The 15,096-nt window shown below is 62.1% G+C and carries 16 protein-coding genes; 12 read left to right on the top strand and 4 right to left on the bottom strand.

Annotated features, from left to right (window positions below):
* Positions 1 to 38 precede the first annotated feature (38 nt).
* From Q355_RS0108415 to Q355_RS0108405, 3 genes are read left to right on the top strand one after another with little or no spacing between them, the layout of a single operon-like run.
* Positions 39 to 719: a hypothetical protein gene (locus Q355_RS0108415; protein ID WP_027877396.1), complete on the top strand. Its 681-nt coding sequence runs from the start codon at positions 39 to 41 to the stop codon at positions 717 to 719.
* 18 nt (positions 720 to 737) lie between these two features.
* The gene (locus Q355_RS0108410) at positions 738 to 1,001 is read left to right on the top strand and encodes a hypothetical protein (protein ID WP_027877395.1); all 264 of its coding nucleotides are present in this window, start codon (positions 738 to 740) and stop codon (positions 999 to 1,001) included.
* A gap of 59 nt (positions 1,002 to 1,060) precedes the next feature.
* Entirely contained in the window at positions 1,061 to 1,498 is a 438-nt protein-coding gene (locus Q355_RS0108405) for a SufE family protein (RefSeq protein WP_027877394.1), read from the top strand.
* Here Q355_RS0108405 and Q355_RS15630 read toward each other — a convergent pair.
* Entirely contained in the window at positions 1,495 to 3,597 is a 2,103-nt protein-coding gene (locus tag Q355_RS15630; RefSeq protein WP_084496087.1) for an ABC-F family ATP-binding cassette domain-containing protein, read from the bottom strand. The genes Q355_RS0108405 and Q355_RS15630 overlap by 4 nt on opposite strands.
* Before the next feature lie 167 nt (positions 3,598 to 3,764).
* On the opposite strand from Q355_RS15630, the gene Q355_RS15625 reads away from it, so the two are divergent.
* Complete coding sequence (locus Q355_RS15625) at positions 3,765 to 4,340, top strand: GNAT family N-acetyltransferase (RefSeq protein ID WP_051529360.1); 576 nt, start codon at positions 3,765 to 3,767, stop codon at positions 4,338 to 4,340.
* A 9-nt stretch (positions 4,341 to 4,349) separates the two neighbouring features.
* Here the strand turns inward: Q355_RS15625 and hpaR are convergent, their stop codons facing one another.
* Complete coding sequence (gene hpaR, locus Q355_RS0108390; RefSeq protein ID WP_051529359.1) at positions 4,350 to 4,823, bottom strand: homoprotocatechuate degradation operon regulator HpaR; 474 nt, start codon at positions 4,821 to 4,823, stop codon at positions 4,350 to 4,352.
* A 128-nt stretch (positions 4,824 to 4,951) separates the two neighbouring features.
* Here hpaR and hpaI point away from each other — a divergent pair, with 128 nt between their 5' ends.
* Both hpaI and Q355_RS0108380 read left to right on the top strand, forming a co-directional pair.
* On the top strand, positions 4,952 to 5,893 hold the full coding sequence (gene hpaI / locus Q355_RS0108385) for a 2,4-dihydroxyhept-2-ene-1,7-dioic acid aldolase (RefSeq protein ID WP_027877392.1): 942 nt from the start codon (positions 4,952 to 4,954) through the stop codon (positions 5,891 to 5,893).
* A 6-nt stretch (positions 5,894 to 5,899) separates the two neighbouring features.
* Entirely contained in the window at positions 5,900 to 6,694 is a 795-nt protein-coding gene (locus Q355_RS0108380) for a fumarylacetoacetate hydrolase family protein (protein WP_027877391.1), read from the top strand.
* A gap of 2 nt (positions 6,695 to 6,696) precedes the next feature.
* Here Q355_RS0108380 and Q355_RS0108375 read toward each other — a convergent pair whose 3' ends face one another.
* On the bottom strand, positions 6,697 to 7,035 hold the full coding sequence (locus tag Q355_RS0108375) for a HepT-like ribonuclease domain-containing protein (RefSeq protein ID WP_027877390.1): 339 nt from the start codon (positions 7,033 to 7,035) through the stop codon (positions 6,697 to 6,699).
* Positions 7,032 to 7,325 (bottom strand): nucleotidyltransferase family protein, encoded by a 294-nt coding sequence (locus Q355_RS0108370; protein WP_084496086.1) that lies wholly within the window; start codon positions 7,323 to 7,325, stop codon positions 7,032 to 7,034. Before Q355_RS0108370 ends, Q355_RS0108375 begins: the two co-directional genes overlap by 4 nt.
* Before the next feature lie 134 nt (positions 7,326 to 7,459).
* Between Q355_RS0108370 and hpaE the strand changes: the two genes are divergently transcribed.
* From hpaE to Q355_RS0108335, 6 genes are all read left to right on the top strand, one after another.
* A complete protein-coding gene (gene hpaE / locus Q355_RS0108360; protein WP_027877388.1) occupies positions 7,460 to 8,977 on the top strand; it encodes a 5-carboxymethyl-2-hydroxymuconate semialdehyde dehydrogenase in 1,518 nt (505 codons plus the stop codon).
* 11 nt (positions 8,978 to 8,988) lie between these two features.
* Positions 8,989 to 10,446 (top strand): 4-hydroxyphenylacetate 3-monooxygenase, oxygenase component, encoded by a 1,458-nt coding sequence (hpaB, locus tag Q355_RS0108355; protein WP_027877387.1) that lies wholly within the window; start codon positions 8,989 to 8,991, stop codon positions 10,444 to 10,446.
* A gap of 22 nt (positions 10,447 to 10,468) precedes the next feature.
* A complete protein-coding gene (gene hpaC, locus Q355_RS0108350) occupies positions 10,469 to 10,942 on the top strand; it encodes a 4-hydroxyphenylacetate 3-monooxygenase reductase subunit (RefSeq protein WP_027877386.1) in 474 nt (157 codons plus the stop codon).
* 133 nt (positions 10,943 to 11,075) lie between these two features.
* On the top strand, positions 11,076 to 12,047 hold the full coding sequence (gene hpaD, locus Q355_RS0108345; RefSeq protein ID WP_027877385.1) for a 3,4-dihydroxyphenylacetate 2,3-dioxygenase: 972 nt from the start codon (positions 11,076 to 11,078) through the stop codon (positions 12,045 to 12,047).
* Between the two features lie 236 nt (positions 12,048 to 12,283).
* Entirely contained in the window at positions 12,284 to 13,858 is a 1,575-nt protein-coding gene (locus tag Q355_RS0108340) for a 3-hydroxyacyl-CoA dehydrogenase NAD-binding domain-containing protein (RefSeq protein WP_027877384.1), read from the top strand.
* Complete coding sequence (locus Q355_RS0108335) at positions 13,855 to 15,048, top strand: ABC transporter substrate-binding protein (protein ID WP_027877383.1); 1,194 nt, start codon at positions 13,855 to 13,857, stop codon at positions 15,046 to 15,048. The genes Q355_RS0108340 and Q355_RS0108335 overlap by 4 nt, the downstream gene beginning before the upstream one ends.
* Positions 15,049 to 15,096: the final 48 nt, after the last annotated feature.

The following is a 15,096-nucleotide window of genomic DNA, read 5'->3' as shown; positions in this document are numbered from 1 at the left end:
TCACAATAATGTTTTAGTCTACGAGCTCGAGGTGTCGCGTGAAACATTATCTGCTCGCCGGAATCACAGCGTTGGGTTTATTGAGCGGGTGCTCGAGCGCCCCCCAGGCTAAGCTTCAGGCCTCTATCGGAACCTACCAAGCCGCTACCACGGGGCGCTCGTATGTGCTGGTTCTACGGCCCCAGCAGCAGCCTACGAGCATCACCGTAAATGTAAGCGGTCCAGGCGGTTACAGCGAGAGCATCACCCTGCAAAGCGCCTCAGCCCGCACCCCCTCGGGGGTCTGGTGGGAGATGGGATGGAATGCCGCTCAAACCCTAACCAGCGGAACCTATATGATTTCTGCAGTTATTGACGGCCAGACCGAACAGGTCTCGGTGAATGTAGACGCCAACAGCACTTTAGCGCAGCCCACCGTAAGCATCGTCCCTAATCCCACCACCAAGTCGGTAACGGCCTCCTGGAACGCGGTTTTGGGGGCCAGCGGGTTTTTGGTGCGGCTGGTCAACCGCACCACCAACGCCGTGGTCGCCAGTGCCAGGGTGACCTCGCTCAGCACCACCTTTAGCAGCCTGAACTTGAATCCTAGCGACCAATACGGGGTGGAAGTTTATGCTGCCAGCAGCAACATCGCCGCCGATCCCCCTGTGGTTCCTGGGGGCAAGTTCAACATGGCGCTGGGCGAGAGCGCCAACTTTTCCGTCAGCCCCGCACCATAGGGTCAGAGGTATCCAGCCATGCCAGACTTGGCCGCGCAGGTTCAGACCTATCTGCAAATCTACGACCCCCTGGGCTTAGGGGAGCTGGCCCCGCTCGAGCAGTTATATGGGCCGGTGGTGGCCGAGGTGGTAGAGCAGCTCGCTCTTGTACATTCCGCTGAGGAGGCTGCCGCCGCCATTCACCGTGTCCTATACCTGGCTTATGGCAGCCAGGCCGGGCACGTGCGCAACTATGCCGACCTGGGCCGGGATTTGTTCAAGCTGGTGCAGCAGAGCGTATAACCCCTGCTTCGTGCACAAAACCCTAGACCCTTTATCCCCCATCCGATAGCCTGATACCTATGACTGCTGAAGAGCGCCTGGCGCAGTTGCCCCCCAAACTTCAAAGCGTCGTGCAGATGCTGGGAAGTGTCCCGAAGGTCATCAAAACCGAGATGCTGCTGGAGTTTGCTAAGAAGATGCCCTCCTTGCCGGAAGGGATGCAGGGCAAGCTCGAGCAGGTGCACGAGTGCACCACACCCTTTTTTGTACACGCCGAGCTAAAGGACAACCAGGTGCACCTGTTTTTTGACGCCCCCAAAGAAGCCCCCACCGTGCGGGCTTTTGCTGGGCTGCTGGCCGAAGGGCTGGAGGGCGAAAGCCCCGAGGCCGTGCTGGGCGTGCCGGAGGACTTCTATACCCTGGCCCGGCTTGAGGAGATCATCACCCCCCTGCGGCTCAGAGGTTTGCAGGCTGTGCTGACCCGCATCAAACGTCAGGTGCGCGAAGCGCAGAGCTAGGGCTTGTGGCCCTTCCGCCTTCTGCGAGGAGTGCGCAGCTTGTTTGCTGGGCTCGGCTTATTCGGAACAGGCGAGCCCTGTTCGGCCCACTGCTTCAGGTAGCCACTCCGGCCAAAGCTCCGACGGCCCACACGCACCACCTGGATGTCCTCGAGCTCAAAGGCTATCCGTAACACCGACCGTAAGAGCCTAGGGCTGGGCAGGTCTTCCAGCAGCAGCACGCCCTGGGAAAGCTGGCCCCAGCAGACCTCTTCGCGGCTCCAAAACTGCCACAGACCCAACTCTTCCTCGGCAAACACCTCCAGGCCCTCCTGCCGTGCACGGTGGCGGTAGGGGTAGGGCCGAAAATAGTCGCGGGCATACTGCTGAAAGAGGATCTCTTCCAGCGCCAGCAGGTCGGCGCGCAGCCGAGCGCGGGTGCGCTCGGTCAGGCCAGGCTCATAAAGGCGCTCCATCAAAGCCACGCGCGCTTGCTCGAGGTCCTGTTCCTCGATGGGCGGCTCTTCTTCCAGGGCCATCTCGCCGAAGGGGTTTAGCCGCACAGCGGGCTTGCCCAGCATGGCCGCCTCGGCCTCGGTGTAGGTGGGGTACTCCACCAGCACCCCGTCCTCGAGGCCCCAGAAGCGGGTGGCTACTTTTTGGACGAGCTCCCGGTCATGGGAGACAAAAACCAGCGTACCGGGGTAGTCGGCCAGGGCCCGCTCGAGGGCCTCTAGGAGCTCGAGCTCGATATGGTTGGTGGGCTCGTCCATCACCAGCAAACCGATCCGCAAAGCCCCCAGCAAGGCCAGGCCGGCCCTGGCCCGCTCGCCCCCAGAAAAACTTCGGGGTATGTCGTGCCAGTGAGGCGGCCTGAAGCCCATGCGGCCCAGCAAGGCCGCCGCGCGCGCCTCGCCAAATCGCGCGGCAAACTGCTCAAAAAGCGGAAGGTCGGGCTCCAGGCCGTGGTAGAGCTGATCGAGGTAGGCGGTGCTCACCCCATAGCCCAGCGTCCGCTCTCCTGCATCCGGGAATTCTCGGGAAAGCAGCAAGCGTAGCAGGGTGGTCTTGCCCGCCCCGTTGGCCCCTACTAAGGCGATCCGGTCGCCCCGGAAGATGCGCAGGGTGGCCTGGCGGATCACCACCCCGCGGCTCGGATACGATTTCGTCAATCCTCTGGCCTCGAGCACCAGTCTGGGGGTTCCCTCGGCGGCCATTTCCAGGCTCCAGCGGCGCTCGGGGGGAAGCGGCTCGGGTACTTGTATGCGCTCGGCCCGGGTTTGCAACACCGCCTTTTCGCTCTTGCGACGATCCACACCGGGACGCCTCTGGTCGGGCAGCACTTGCAGCAGCCGTTCGCGCTCTTTTTCTGCCTCGTAGCGGGCTTTTTCCAGGGTTCGCCGGATACGCTCGCGCTCCTGCAGATAGGCCCGGTAGCCGCCCGGCAAGCGAAGCAGCTGACCGGCCTCCAGGTGGTAGACCGTGGAAGCCACCCGGCGCAAGAGGGCCCGGTCGTGGGAAATCAGCCCTACGGCCCCAGGATAGGCCAGCAGCAGCTCTTCCAGGCGCAACCGCATACGCAAGTCCAGGTGGGTGGTTGGCTCGTCAAGCAATAGCACCTCGGCCCCGGAGAGAAAGGCCATGGCCAGGCCCAGCCGCACCGCCTCGCCGCCAGATAGCTTTTCGGTGGATTGATCCCACAGTTCGCTAAGGCCAAACTCGGCCAGGGTACGGGCCACCCGGCCTTTCCAGAAAGACAGCTCCCGGATACGGCTCCAGGCCTCGCCCGCGTATTCGGGTGGCGTGTGCTGAAGTTCCAGTTCGGCCCGGTGCAAAGGGGTTGTGGCATAAGCCAGGCCATAGACGGTTCCCGCAGGGGGGCGAAAGTCCTGGGGCAGGTAGAACACCCGCACATCCGACAGACGCAGTAACCGCCCCTGATCCAGGGGCTGACCCCCGCTCAGGATTTGAAACAGGGTGCTCTTCCCCGCCCCGTTAGGCCCCACCAGGGCCGCCCGCTCGAGCGAGGTCAGCCAGAAATCGGCCTTTTTGAACAAAACCCGCTCGCCATAGGCCTTCTCGGCTTGGTGTAAGCGCAACAGGACTCGAGGTCGCGACACAACCCCTCAAGCCTAGCGCGGGCTGGGCCAAAGGTCAAAGCCGCTTTCGGGTGGCGTTTCTAAAAAGCTAGAATTGGCGTAACCTCAACATAAAACCACGGGACTTGGCGTAAATACTGGTAAGGTTCACCCTAGAACGACGCCGGGCAGTGTAAGGTAGAGGAACTATGCTAGAAGTGCACCTGCGCCCCCTGGTCATGAGCGACCTGCCGCGTGTGCTCGAGTGGAGCCGCGACGAGGCTTTTTGCCTGGCCAACGGCTGGCCGGTGGGTCTCCCCGCCGAACAGTTGCAGGACTGGTTCGTGCGGCTGCTCAACAACCCCCCCGTAGACCTGGTGCGCAAGGGCATCGTGGTCGCGACCCCCGAGCACCCCGAAGGCCATCTGGTGGGGTTTGTGGATCTGCGCGAACTCAACCCCTTGGAAAAACGGGCCCGCCTGCGTATTGCCATCGGCGACGAAACCCACCGGGGGCAGGGGGTGGGGTATGCTGCTGGCTTACAGATGCTCGAGCACGGCTTTAGCGAGCTGGGCCTGGAGCGCATCACCGCCGAAGTCCACAGCTCCAACAGCCGGATGCTGGGCCTGGTAGAGAAACTGGGCTTCAAGCGGGAAGGGGTTTTGCGCCAGCACGAAACCCGGCAGGGCATCAAAGAGGATGTGCACCTGTTTGGCATGCTAAAGGGAGAGTTCCAGCCGCCACGCGATGAAGCCTGGCTCTTGGCCTTCACTTCACAGTCTTAGGGGCCGCAGTTAGCGCTGGCCCTCGAGCAGACCCGCCTCGAGCTTTTCCAGCAGGGCGTAGAGCTGCTCGAGCTTGCGTTTACCCAGGATGCGCTCGATCTCTTTATAAACCTCTACCACCTCGGGCTTGATCCCCTCTACCAGGGCCTGCGATGCCTCGGTAAGGCGCACCAGCGTGCTGCGACCATCGGCCTGGTTGGCATCCCGCCGAACCAGACCCCGGCTTTCCATACGCTTCAAAATGCCGGTCATGCTGGGCAGTAGAATCCGGCATTGCTCGGCCAGGAGGGATACCTCGAGTCCATCGCGCCCATCCAGCGCCCGCAGGATGCGCCACTGTTGCTCGGTCAGACCGTGGCGGCTGAGCACGGAGCGAAAGCGCTGCACCACCGCCTCGCGGGTACGCAACAGGGCCATCGGCAGCGAGTGTGTGAGGTCGCGCAGCAGTCGGGTGGAGGGGTCTGGGGGAAGAATCGTGGCCATAATCGTTGGAAGGGACAATTGTACCGGTGTACCGGGGCTTGCAAACTATGCTATAGTTTTACTTAACATATTAACTATCTGAAGTCGGGCAGTAAGCAACCTGGGCTACATATCCATAAAGGAGTGCAATGGTCGAGTTCAAAGGCAGCATCGTACCCCTGGTAACACCGTTTAGAAACGGTGTAATCGACGAGGCCGCGTTCGAGCGGCTCATCGAGCGGCAGATTGAGGCCGGCTCCCACGCCCTGAGCGTGGGCGGTACCACCGGCGAGCCCGGTACTTTGAGCGTGGAGGAGCGCAAGTACCTGATTGAGCTGGCGCTGCGCTTCATCCGGGGGCGCGTACCCCTCTTGGCTGGCACCGGAACCCTGCGCCTCGACGAGACCCTGGACATCACCACCGCAGCCTACAAGATGGGGGCGCAGGGTGCGTTGGTCATCACCCCCTACTACATCAAGCCCAACCAGGAAGGGCTCTACCGCTTTTTTGGTCAGGTGGCCCAGGCCGTGCCCCAGATGCCCATCGTGCTCTACAACATTCCGGGCCGGGCCGGCATCGAGATCAAGGTCGAGACAGTGGCCCGCCTGCGGCGGGATTTCAAAAACGTAGTGGGCCTCAAGCACTCCTCCAAGGACGTGGAGTATGTTTCGGAGCTTTTGCGCCGGGTGGGGCGGGACTTTAGCGTGTACTGCGGCCTCGAGGCCCTGACCTTCCCCATGATGTGCGTGGGGGCGGTGGGGACCATCGCCGCTACGGCCAACTGGCTGCCCAAGGAAACCGCTCAGATGTGCCAGCTCACCCTGGAGGGCCGCTATAAGGAGGCCCTCGAGCTCCACTACTACGGCCTCGAGGCCAACGACGCAGTCTTCTGGGACACCAACCCCATCCCCCTCAAAACCGTGTTGTCCTGGATGGGCCTGTGCCAGAAGGAGTGGCGCGAACCCCTGGGCCCCACCACCCCCGAGATCGAGGCCCGGTTGCGCCGCATGGCCGAGTCGTATGGCCTGATTCCTGCCAAGGAAGGACACCCGCCCGTGCTTCCCGACCCCTCTGGAAAGCAGTATGTCTAGCACACTATGAAACTCGCCCGTTTTCTCTCCCAAGGCCGCCTTCTGCAAGGGCGTTTGCAGGACGGCATGCTGGTAGACCATGCCGGTGAAGCCCACCACCCCGAGGCGGTACAGTGGCTGCTACCGGTACAGCCCGGAAAAGTGATGGCCCTGGCGCTCAACTTTGCCGAGCACGCCGACGAATTTGGCCTCAAGCGCCCCAGCGAACCGGCTTTGTTCTGGAAGCCCAACACCAGCCTGCTGCCCCATAAGGGCACGGTGATCTACCCCCAGGGGGCCCGCTTCATGCACTTCGAGTGCGAGCTGGCCGTGATTATGGGGCGCCATGCCCGCCGGGTTAAGGCCAAAGACGCCCTGGACTACGTGGGCGGCTACACCATCGCCAACGACCTGGTGGTGCGGGACTACGTCACCAACACCTTCCGCCCGCCCATCCGGGGCAAGGGCTGGGATACCTTTGGCCCGCTGGGGCCTTATTACGTTACCGCCGACGAGGTTCCCGAACCCCACAACCTGAAGATGCGGGCTTACGTCAACAATGAGCTGCGCCAGGAGGCCAGCACCCAGGGCATGATTTTCTCGATTCCGGAGATCATCGAGTTTATCAGCCGCTTCATGACCCTGGAGCCAGGCGACGTCCTCCTGACCGGGACCCCCAAGGGCATCTCCCAGGTACATCCAGGCGACGTGATGCGGATGGAAATCGAGGGGCTGGGCGCGCTGGAAAACCCCATCGAGTGGGAGACCGAGGAAGCCGAGCCACTAATCTCTGAAGAGGGCGATAGGAGTTTAGTGTTATGAGTCTATTCTGGTGGCAGCTTGGCCATCGCGGCCCGAACTTGAGCCTCGAGGTCGTCAAGGTGATTCTTGACAATGTTCCAGATCACTTCCGGCTTCACCTTAAAGTATCGGTGCACCAGCACGTTGCGGGTAGCAATAACCGGCCTGGCCCAGCTCTCATTGTTGGCACGTTCCATCTCAGACAAGCCGGCCAAGGCTTCGCCCACGATTTGCAAATGGTGAATCACCCAGACCTGCAGCATCTCATCGGCAAAAAAGGTCTCTTGACTGACCGAGGCATATTTGCGAATCTGACCAACTGCATCCAGTACATCCTGATACCGCAGACGATCATCCCTCATATCGGTCTTGCATCTTCTAATGCTCGCTCTCGCACTTGTGGGCGTAGCCAGTCCTCTGGCACGACATCTACTTTACAACCCAGTAAATCCTCGAGGTCAGCAATTAATCCGCCCAAATCCCAAAGGCTTCGGCCCGACTCGAGACGAACTAGAAAATCGATATCGCTGCGCTCGTCAGCCTCTCCACGTGCCACCGACCCAATAACGCGTACCTCTGAAGCGCCATGCTTACGTGCAAGCTCGAGAATCGCCTCGCGCTTGGCAACCAGGTCAGGCAGCACCACAGCCATAACCTCATTGTATCAGGTACAACTATGAGCACCGAAACCTTTGCCAAAGCCTACCAATTCGCAATTTGCAGGGCGTTCTACGCAGCTTTTGTGCAAGGCCTTTCACAACCAGGTGAAGCCGTTGGGGAGTAAACGTGAAAGCTTTCGAGAAAGCCCAAGCCATCAGACCGGAGTTCATCGCTCTGGTACGGCAGAAAATTGCCAAAAGTACGGTGATGCACTTTATCAGCGGAAAGTTTGTGGCGGGGGTGCGGGGCGAGTTGTTCGAAAGCCTCGAGCCCTCCAACAACCAGGTGCTGGCCAGGGCCTACAAAGGCCACGCCGAGGACGTGGACAAGGCTGCTAAGGCCGCCAAGGCCGCTTTCGCCAAGTGGAGGCTAAGCGCCAAAGCCCGCAAGAAGTACCTCTTGAAGATCGCCGAGGTGCTGGAGAAACACGGCGACGAACTGGCCGTGATGGAGTGCCTGGACGCCGGGCAGGCCCTGCGGATTGTGCGGGCCCAGGTGGCCCGGGCCGCCGAGAACTTTAGCTTTTATGCCGAGTACGCCGAGCGCTCAATGGACGGGCGAAGCTACCCGGTGGACGGCGAGTGGCTCAATTACAGCATCCGGGTTCCGGTGGGGGTTTGCGGCATCATCACCCCCTGGAATGCCCCCATGATGCTCTCCACCTGGCGCATTGCCCCGGCCCTGGCCTTTGGCAACACGGTGGTCTTGAAGCCCGCCGAGTGGTCGCCCCTCACCGCCTGGAAGCTGGCCGAAATTATTCAGGAAGCCGACCTGCCCCCAGGGGTGTTCAATGTGGTGCAGGGCTTCGGCGAGGAGGCCGGCGATGCCGTGGTGCGGCACCCGGATATTCCCCTGATTGCCTTCACCGGCGAGACCACCACCGGCAGCATCATTACGCGAAACAGTGCAGAGCACCTCAAGCGGCTTTCCCTCGAGCTCGGGGGCAAGTCCCCCGCCATCATCTTCGAAGACGCCGACCTCGAGCGGGCCCTGGACGCCACGGTGTTCCAGATTTACAGCTTCAACGGCGAGCGCTGCACCGCTAACTCCCGCGCGCTGGTGCAGGAAAGCATCTTTGAGGCTTTTGTAAGTCGCCTGGCCGAGCGGGCCGCCAGGGTCAGGGTGGGACACCCCCTTGACCCTGAGACCGAGGTGGGGCCCCTTATTCACCCCGAGCACCTAAAGCGCGTGCTGGGCTATGTGGAGATTGGCAAGCAGGAGTCCCAGCACATCTTCGGCGGCGAGCGGGTAGGCACCGAGGGCAACTACGTTCGGCCTGGCCTGTTTGTGGCGGAAAACCACCACCGCATCGCCCAGGAAGAGATTTTTGGCCCCATTCTGACCGTCATCCCCTTCAAGGACGAAGCCGACGCGCTGCAAAAAGCCAACGACTCCAAATATGGCCTGGCCTCTTACGTCTGGACCCGGGACGTGGCGCGGGCCCACCGCATGGCCTTGCACCTGGAAGCGGGCATGACCTGGATTAACTCGCACAACGTGCGGCACCTGCCCACCCCCTTCGGCGGGGTCAAGATGAGCGGAACCCACCGCGAGGGCGGCGAGCACAGCCTGGAGTTCTACACCGAGCTGAAGCATATCGCGGTGCCGCTCATCGAGCATCCGATTCCCAAATTTGGCAGGTAAAGGAGGCAGCCATGGCTAGAACCGGCAAGGAATACCTACAGGCCCTGAAGGAAAACCCGCCCAACCTCTGGTACAAAGGCCAGAAGGTCGAAGACCCCACCGCCCACCCGGTCTTTAGGGGCATTGTCCACGCGCTGGCGCAGATGTACGACATGCAGCACGACCCGCGCTACCGCGATACCCTGACCTATGAGCAGAATGGTCAGCGCTACGCCATGAGCCTGCTGCCGGCCAAAAGCAAAGAAGACCTGGCCCGGCGCAGCGCGGCCTACAAGCTCTGGGCCGACGCCCACCTGGGCATGATGGGCCGCAGCCCGGACTACCTCAACGCCGTGTTGATGGCCTTCCAAGAGAGCGCCGAGTTTTTTGGCCCCTATGCCGACAACGTGCGGCGCTACGTGCAGCACGTGCGCGAAAAGGACCTCGCCACCACCCACTGCCTCACCAACCCCCAGGTCAACCGGGCCAAAAGCAACCTCGAGCAGCCCGACCCCTACATCCCCCTGGGGGTAGTGAGCGAGAACGAAAAAGGCATCGTGGTGCGGGGGGCCCGGATGCTTTCTACCCTGCCCACCGCCGACGAACTGCTGGTCTTCCCCTCCACCCTCCTTAAGGAAGGCCCGGGGGCCGACAAGTATGCCATCGCCTTCGCCATCCCTACCAACACCCCCGGCCTCCATTTCATCAGCCGCGAGAGCATGGCCGTGGGGGACTCGAGCTTCGACTACCCCTTGAGCAGCCGGCTGGAGGAGATGGACTGCCTGACGGTGTTTGACGACGTATTTGTACCGTGGGAGCGGGTCTTCATCTACAAAGACCTACAGCGCTGCAACACCGCCTATGCCGAGACCGGGGCCCTGATGCACATGGCCCACCAGGTGGTGGTGCTCAAAAACGCCAAGACCGAGGCCTTTTTGGGTCTGGTCTCGCTCATAGGCGAGACCATCGGGGCCGATACCTTCCCCCACGTGCAGGAAAAAATCGCCGAGGTGATCGTGTACCTCGAGGCCATGAAGGGTTTCTGGGCCAGGGCCGAGCGGGACGCAAAACCCAACAAATACGGCCTATTCTGCCCCGACCGCGGGGCCATTGATGGGGCCCGCAACCTCTATCCCCGGCTCTACCCGCGCATCAACGAGATTGTTCAGCAGATTGGTGCTTCCGGAATGATCACCCTACCCTCCGAGGCCGACTTTGACTCGCCCGTCGGGCCACACCTGGAAAAGTTCTTGCAGTCGGCCACCCTGCCCGCACGCGAGCGGGTACAGCTCTTCCGGCTGGCCTGGGACATGACCATGAGCGGCTTCGGCGCACGCCAGACCCTCTACGAGCGCTTCTTCTTCGGCGACCCGGTGCGCATGTACCAGACCCTTTACTCGGTCTACGACAAGGAGCCTTACAAACAGCGCATCCGGGCGTATCTAGGCTGGCAAAACCAGGCCCAGCCAGAGGTCGTCGCGAGTGACTAACGCCTACAACCAGTGAAACGCTATGGAAGCTACCCAACCCACCCTTTCCGAGGCCTTCCGTCAGGTCATGCGCCTGTGGCCCAGCGGGGTTACGGTGATCGCCGCCCGCTTTCAGGGGGAGGCTCGAGGCATGACCGCCAGCAGTTTTACCAGCGTGAGCCTCGAGCCCCCTTTAGTCCTGGTCTGCGTCAACCAAACCGCCCAGCTCTGGCCCGTCCTGGAACAAGCAGGACAGTTTTCCGTAAACTTCCTGCCCGAGGGTCACGAGCACATCTCAGACCATTTTGCCGGGCGAGTCATCGAGGGTTACCAGCCCCTGACCAACGAGGATCCCCCGGCCCTCGAGGGGGCTCTGGCTACCCTCTTCTGCCGAACCTGGGCGGTCTATCCGGGGGGCACTCACAAGATTGTGGTGGGTGAGGTCGAAAAAGTAGCCCTGGGCGAGGAAAGCAAGCCGTTGGTGTACTGGAACCGAAGCTACCGGCAACTGCCTTAGTAGTCTGGTGAGTTAAAAGGTGATGTGCAATGAAGTCCCCCAAATGAGGCGCTCAAATCAACTCCCAGACATTAGAGGAGCTAAATCCATCCCAGGCATTAAGTTACCAGAGCACTTAGAGAGGTGAAACTTTATGACCCAGGTTCCCAATATAATCCGCATCGGCCACGGGGTTTTTTACGTGACCGACCTCGAGCGTTCGCGCCACTTCTACGTGGATTTGCTGGGCCTGAACGTGCTCCACGAAAGCCAGGGGGCCTTATACCTGCGCGGCACCGAGGACCGCGAGTGGACCCTTAAGCTCGAGCTGGCCCCAGAACCCGGCATCAAGCACCTGGGCTACCGGGTGGCCGGCGAACTGGATTTGCAGCTATTGGTCGAGCTGGCCGAAGCCCTGGGCCTGCCCCACCGCTGGGAGCAGGAGCAAGACCGGCCCAAGATGTTGCGCCTGCAAGACCCCTTTGGCGTACCGGTGGCCTTCTACGCCGAGAGCCAGAAATACCCCTGGCTTTTGCAACGCTACGACCTGCACAAAGGTCCCGGCCTCCAGCGCATTGACCACATCAACGTGATGACCCCTTGGGTCGAGGCCATGACCCGCTGGTACATGGACAAACTGGCCTTCCGCATGTCGGAGTACACCGAAGGCGACGACGGCAGAATCTGGGCGGCCTGGATTCACCGCAAGGGCAACGTCCACGACCTGGCCCTCACCAACGGCACCGGCCCCCGGCTGCACCATCTTGCCTACTGGATGCCCGATACCATGAGCATCATCAAAGCCTGCGACATCCTGGCCGGTGCCAGACAGACCGAGGCCATCGAGCGCGGCCCGGGTCGTCATGGCGTTTCCAACGCTTTCTTCCTGTACCTGCGCGACCCCGACGGCCACCGCATCGAGCTATACACCTCCGACTACAGCACCGTAGACCCCGACTTCGAACCCATCCGTTGGAGCCTCAACGACCCCCGCCGCCAGACCCTGTGGGGCGCCAAGACCCCCAAAAGCTGGTTTCTGGAAGCCTCGCTGCTGGAGGCCTTCGGGGGAGGCTGGGTACCGCCCCAGGAATCGGAGCTCGAGGGGCTGCCCCAGCACGTCATATAAACCCTACCCGAAGGATGCCTCGAGGCCAGGCCGCCGGGCTTGGGTGCTCCCCCCGGCGCTTTGCCTGGGGGCCCACCACTTCTGCGCCTGCCTTCACCAAAAGGCTGGCCCCAGAACATCCAAACGGTTGAGCAGCGGCCCTATTCAACATTCTTGACAGCAGGAAAACCTGCCTTTAGACTGACACCCAACGCAAAGGTAAACAAACGAGTGTTTGTTTGGTATAGGGAGGCTTGGTGAAGGAAACTGTGGCGATTTTGGGGGCTGGCACCATGGGCCGGGGCATCGCCGAGGTGGCCGCTGTGGCCGGTCATGCGGTCTGGCTCTACGACCCCTACCCGCAAGCCCTCGAGCAGGCCCTGCGGGAGATTCGCGCCGACCTGCAAAAGCAGCATGAACGGGGGCGCTTGACGGGCATAGAAGAAATTCTAGCCCGCATCCAGACCACCGCTTCGCTCGAGGATTGCGCCCAGGCCGGGCTGGTCATCGAAGCGGCACCGGAGAAGCTCGAGCTCAAGCAAGAACTGTTGGGCAAACTGGGTGAACTCAACGAGAGCAACATCCTGGCCACCAACACCTCTACCTTTTCGGTTTCAGCCATTGCGTCCAGGGTCAAGCACCCCGCCCGTGTGCTCGGGCTACACTTTTTCAACCCCGCCCAGCGCATGAAGCTGGTCGAGGTGGTGGGCGGCCTAGAGACCGACCCCGGCTTGCTAAAGCGCATGCAGACCCTGATGCAAAGCTGGGGCAAGGAACCTGTGCAGGTAGCGGATTCCCCAGGTTTTCTGGTCAACCGGGTGGCCCGGCCTTTCTACGGCGAGGCCCTGAGGCTCTACGGCGAGGGCCTTGCCAAAGAGCACATCGACTGGATTCTGAAGGGCATGGGCTTTCCCATGGGCCCCTTCGAGCTAATGGATTTAATCGGGCTGGATATCAACTACGCTGCCTCCACCTCGGTCTACCAGGCCTTCTATGGCGAACCCCGCTACCGTCCTCATCCCTTGCAGTACCAGCGGGTAGCTGCGGGCCTGCTGGGGCGCAAGACCGGTCAGGGCTGGTACATCTACCCACCGGGGCCGCCACCACCGCCCACCCCGCCTAAAGCGCAAACCAAGGATATCCCCCTCCCCCTCATCATTGGCCCCAATCCAGTAGCCCAGGAGCTTCGGGCACGCTTCAAGCACACCGAAAATGTGGCTGAGGCCCAGTTCGTGCTGGACTGCCGGGTCAAGCTCGAGCGCAAGCACGATTTTTTCGAGAACCTGCCGGTAGTCTCGCTGGTCTGGGGACACTCCGCCAGCGCGGTGCAGGCCGAGTTCCGGGGGCGCCCGGTGGCCGGGTTTAGCCTGGTGCCGCCCATCAGCCCAGCGACCGTGGTCGAGTTGTATGCGCCCTTAAGTGGTGGCAACGAGGCCCTAAAGCTGGCCCAGAGCTATTTCGCAGCCCACGGGTACAACACCCTGATACTACCCGACCAGCCTGGCGGGGTAGCCTTCCGTATCCTGGCCCTGCTCATCAACGAGGCCCTGTCGGCAATAGCCGAAGGGGTAGCCAGTCCGCCCGACCTGAACCGCGCCATGCGGCTGGGCACGGGCTACCCGCTGGGGCCCCTGGAGTGGGCCGAACAGCTCTGGCTCAAGCCGGTGCTGCGGGCCCTGGAAGGCCTCCAGGCCGAGCTGGGCGAGGATCGCTACCGCCCGCACCCCCTGTTGCGGCGCATGGTGGCCGCAGGTCTGGAAAATTTCGGAAATCTATCCTTGGTTCCTTACACCAAGGGAGATTTGCAAACCCGCGAAGAGGAGGCAGTATGAAGCAAGTTTTGGTAGGACTTCTGGCACTTGGACTGGGGCTGGGCCTGGCCCAGCAGGCACCACTCAAGATCGGGGTGGTGGTCTCTGCCACCGGCCCTGCAGCCAGCCTAGGCATCCCCGAGCGCAACACCCTGGTGTTGCTGGAAGAGCAGGTCAACCGCCGCGGCGGGGTGGCAGGGCGCCCAGTGCAGTTTGTGATTATTGACGATGCTTCCGATACCACCCAGGCTGTACGCGCCACCCGTCGTCTGATTCAAGAAGACCAGGTGCTGGCCATCATCGGCACCACCACCACCCCCGCCAGCCTGGGGATGATTGACCCCGTAGCCGAGGCGGGTGTGCCCAAAATCTCTCTGGCGGCCAACCTCGAGATTGTCTTCCCAGTGGATGAGAAGCGTCGCTGGGTGTTCAAAACCCCCCAGACCGAGCAGCAGATGAGCCAGCCCATCGTGCGGGACATGGCCGCTTCCGGGGTCAAGACGGCGGCCTACATCGGCTTCAATGATGCCTACGGCGAGGGCTGGGCCCGGGCCTTCGAGGCAGCCGCTCGTGAGGCCGGCATCCAGGTGGTGGCCTCCGAGCGGTTTGCCCGTACCGATACCTCGGTGGCTGGACAGGTGCTGCGCATCCTGGCCCGCAACCCTGATGCGGTCTTGATCGGCGGCTCGGGCACTGCGCCGGTACTGCCCCAGCGCACCCTGCGCGAGCGCGGCTATAGGGGCCTCATCTACCAGACCCATGGCGTGGCCAACCCCGACTTTTTGCGGGTAGGCGGCGACGTGGTGGTGGGTACCCGCCTGCCAGCAGGCCCAGTGCTGGTCTTCGACCAACTCCCCCCCGACTTCCCCAACCGGCAGGTGGCCACCAGCTATGTGCAGCAGTATGAGGCCCGCTTTGGCATCGGCAGCTACTCCACCTTTGGCGGCCACGCCTACGACGCCTGGGCCATTCTGCGCCCGGCCCTCGAGCGGGCCTTGCGGCGCGAGCAGCCTAGCAACCTGGCCGCTTTCCGCCGGGCGCTGCGGGATGAGCTCGAGGCCACCCGCAATGTGGTAGGCACCCACGGCCTCTTCAATATGTCCCCCACCGACCACCTGGGCCTGCGCTTCAACGAGGCTGCGGTCATGGTTGAGATCGTGAAGAACCCAGCTGGCAAGCTCGAGTGGAAGCTTCTGCGAACCTTCAGGTAGCGGGCCGGGGGCAGGGGTTTTAACAAATCGGGGGGAGTTAGCTCCCCC

The organism is Meiothermus cerbereus DSM 11376, from assembly GCF_000620065.1.
Lineage (GTDB): Bacteria > Deinococcota > Deinococci > Deinococcales > Thermaceae > Meiothermus > Meiothermus cerbereus.
The sequence above is the reverse complement of the archived record's forward strand: the minus strand, read 5'-3'. Positions and strand labels throughout refer to the sequence as shown.

Bases quoted from the DNA above. Each gene is read 5' to 3' on its own strand.
- Q355_RS0108410 (WP_027877395.1), top strand. From the start codon at position 738: ATGCCAGACTTGGCCGCGCAGGTTCAGACCTATCTGCAAATCTACGAC.
- Q355_RS0108405 (WP_027877394.1), top strand. From the start codon at position 1,061: ATGACTGCTGAAGAGCGCCTGGCGCAGTTGCCCCCCAAACTTCAAAGC.
- Q355_RS15625 (WP_051529360.1), top strand. From the start codon at position 3,765: ATGCTAGAAGTGCACCTGCGCCCCCTGGTCATGAGCGACCTGCCGCGT.
- hpaR (WP_051529359.1), bottom strand. From the start codon at position 4,823: ATGGCCACGATTCTTCCCCCAGACCCCTCCACCCGACTGCTGCGCGAC.
- hpaI (WP_027877392.1), top strand. From the start codon at position 4,952: ATGGTCGAGTTCAAAGGCAGCATCGTACCCCTGGTAACACCGTTTAGA.
- Q355_RS0108380 (WP_027877391.1), top strand. From the start codon at position 5,900: ATGAAACTCGCCCGTTTTCTCTCCCAAGGCCGCCTTCTGCAAGGGCGT.
- Q355_RS0108375 (WP_027877390.1), bottom strand. From the start codon at position 7,035: ATGAGGGATGATCGTCTGCGGTATCAGGATGTACTGGATGCAGTTGGT.
- Q355_RS0108370 (WP_084496086.1), bottom strand. From the start codon at position 7,325: ATGGCTGTGGTGCTGCCTGACCTGGTTGCCAAGCGCGAGGCGATTCTC.
- hpaB (WP_027877387.1), top strand. From the start codon at position 8,989: ATGGCTAGAACCGGCAAGGAATACCTACAGGCCCTGAAGGAAAACCCG.
- hpaC (WP_027877386.1), top strand. From the start codon at position 10,469: ATGGAAGCTACCCAACCCACCCTTTCCGAGGCCTTCCGTCAGGTCATG.
- hpaD (WP_027877385.1), top strand. From the start codon at position 11,076: ATGACCCAGGTTCCCAATATAATCCGCATCGGCCACGGGGTTTTTTAC.
- Q355_RS0108335 (WP_027877383.1), top strand. From the start codon at position 13,855: ATGAAGCAAGTTTTGGTAGGACTTCTGGCACTTGGACTGGGGCTGGGC.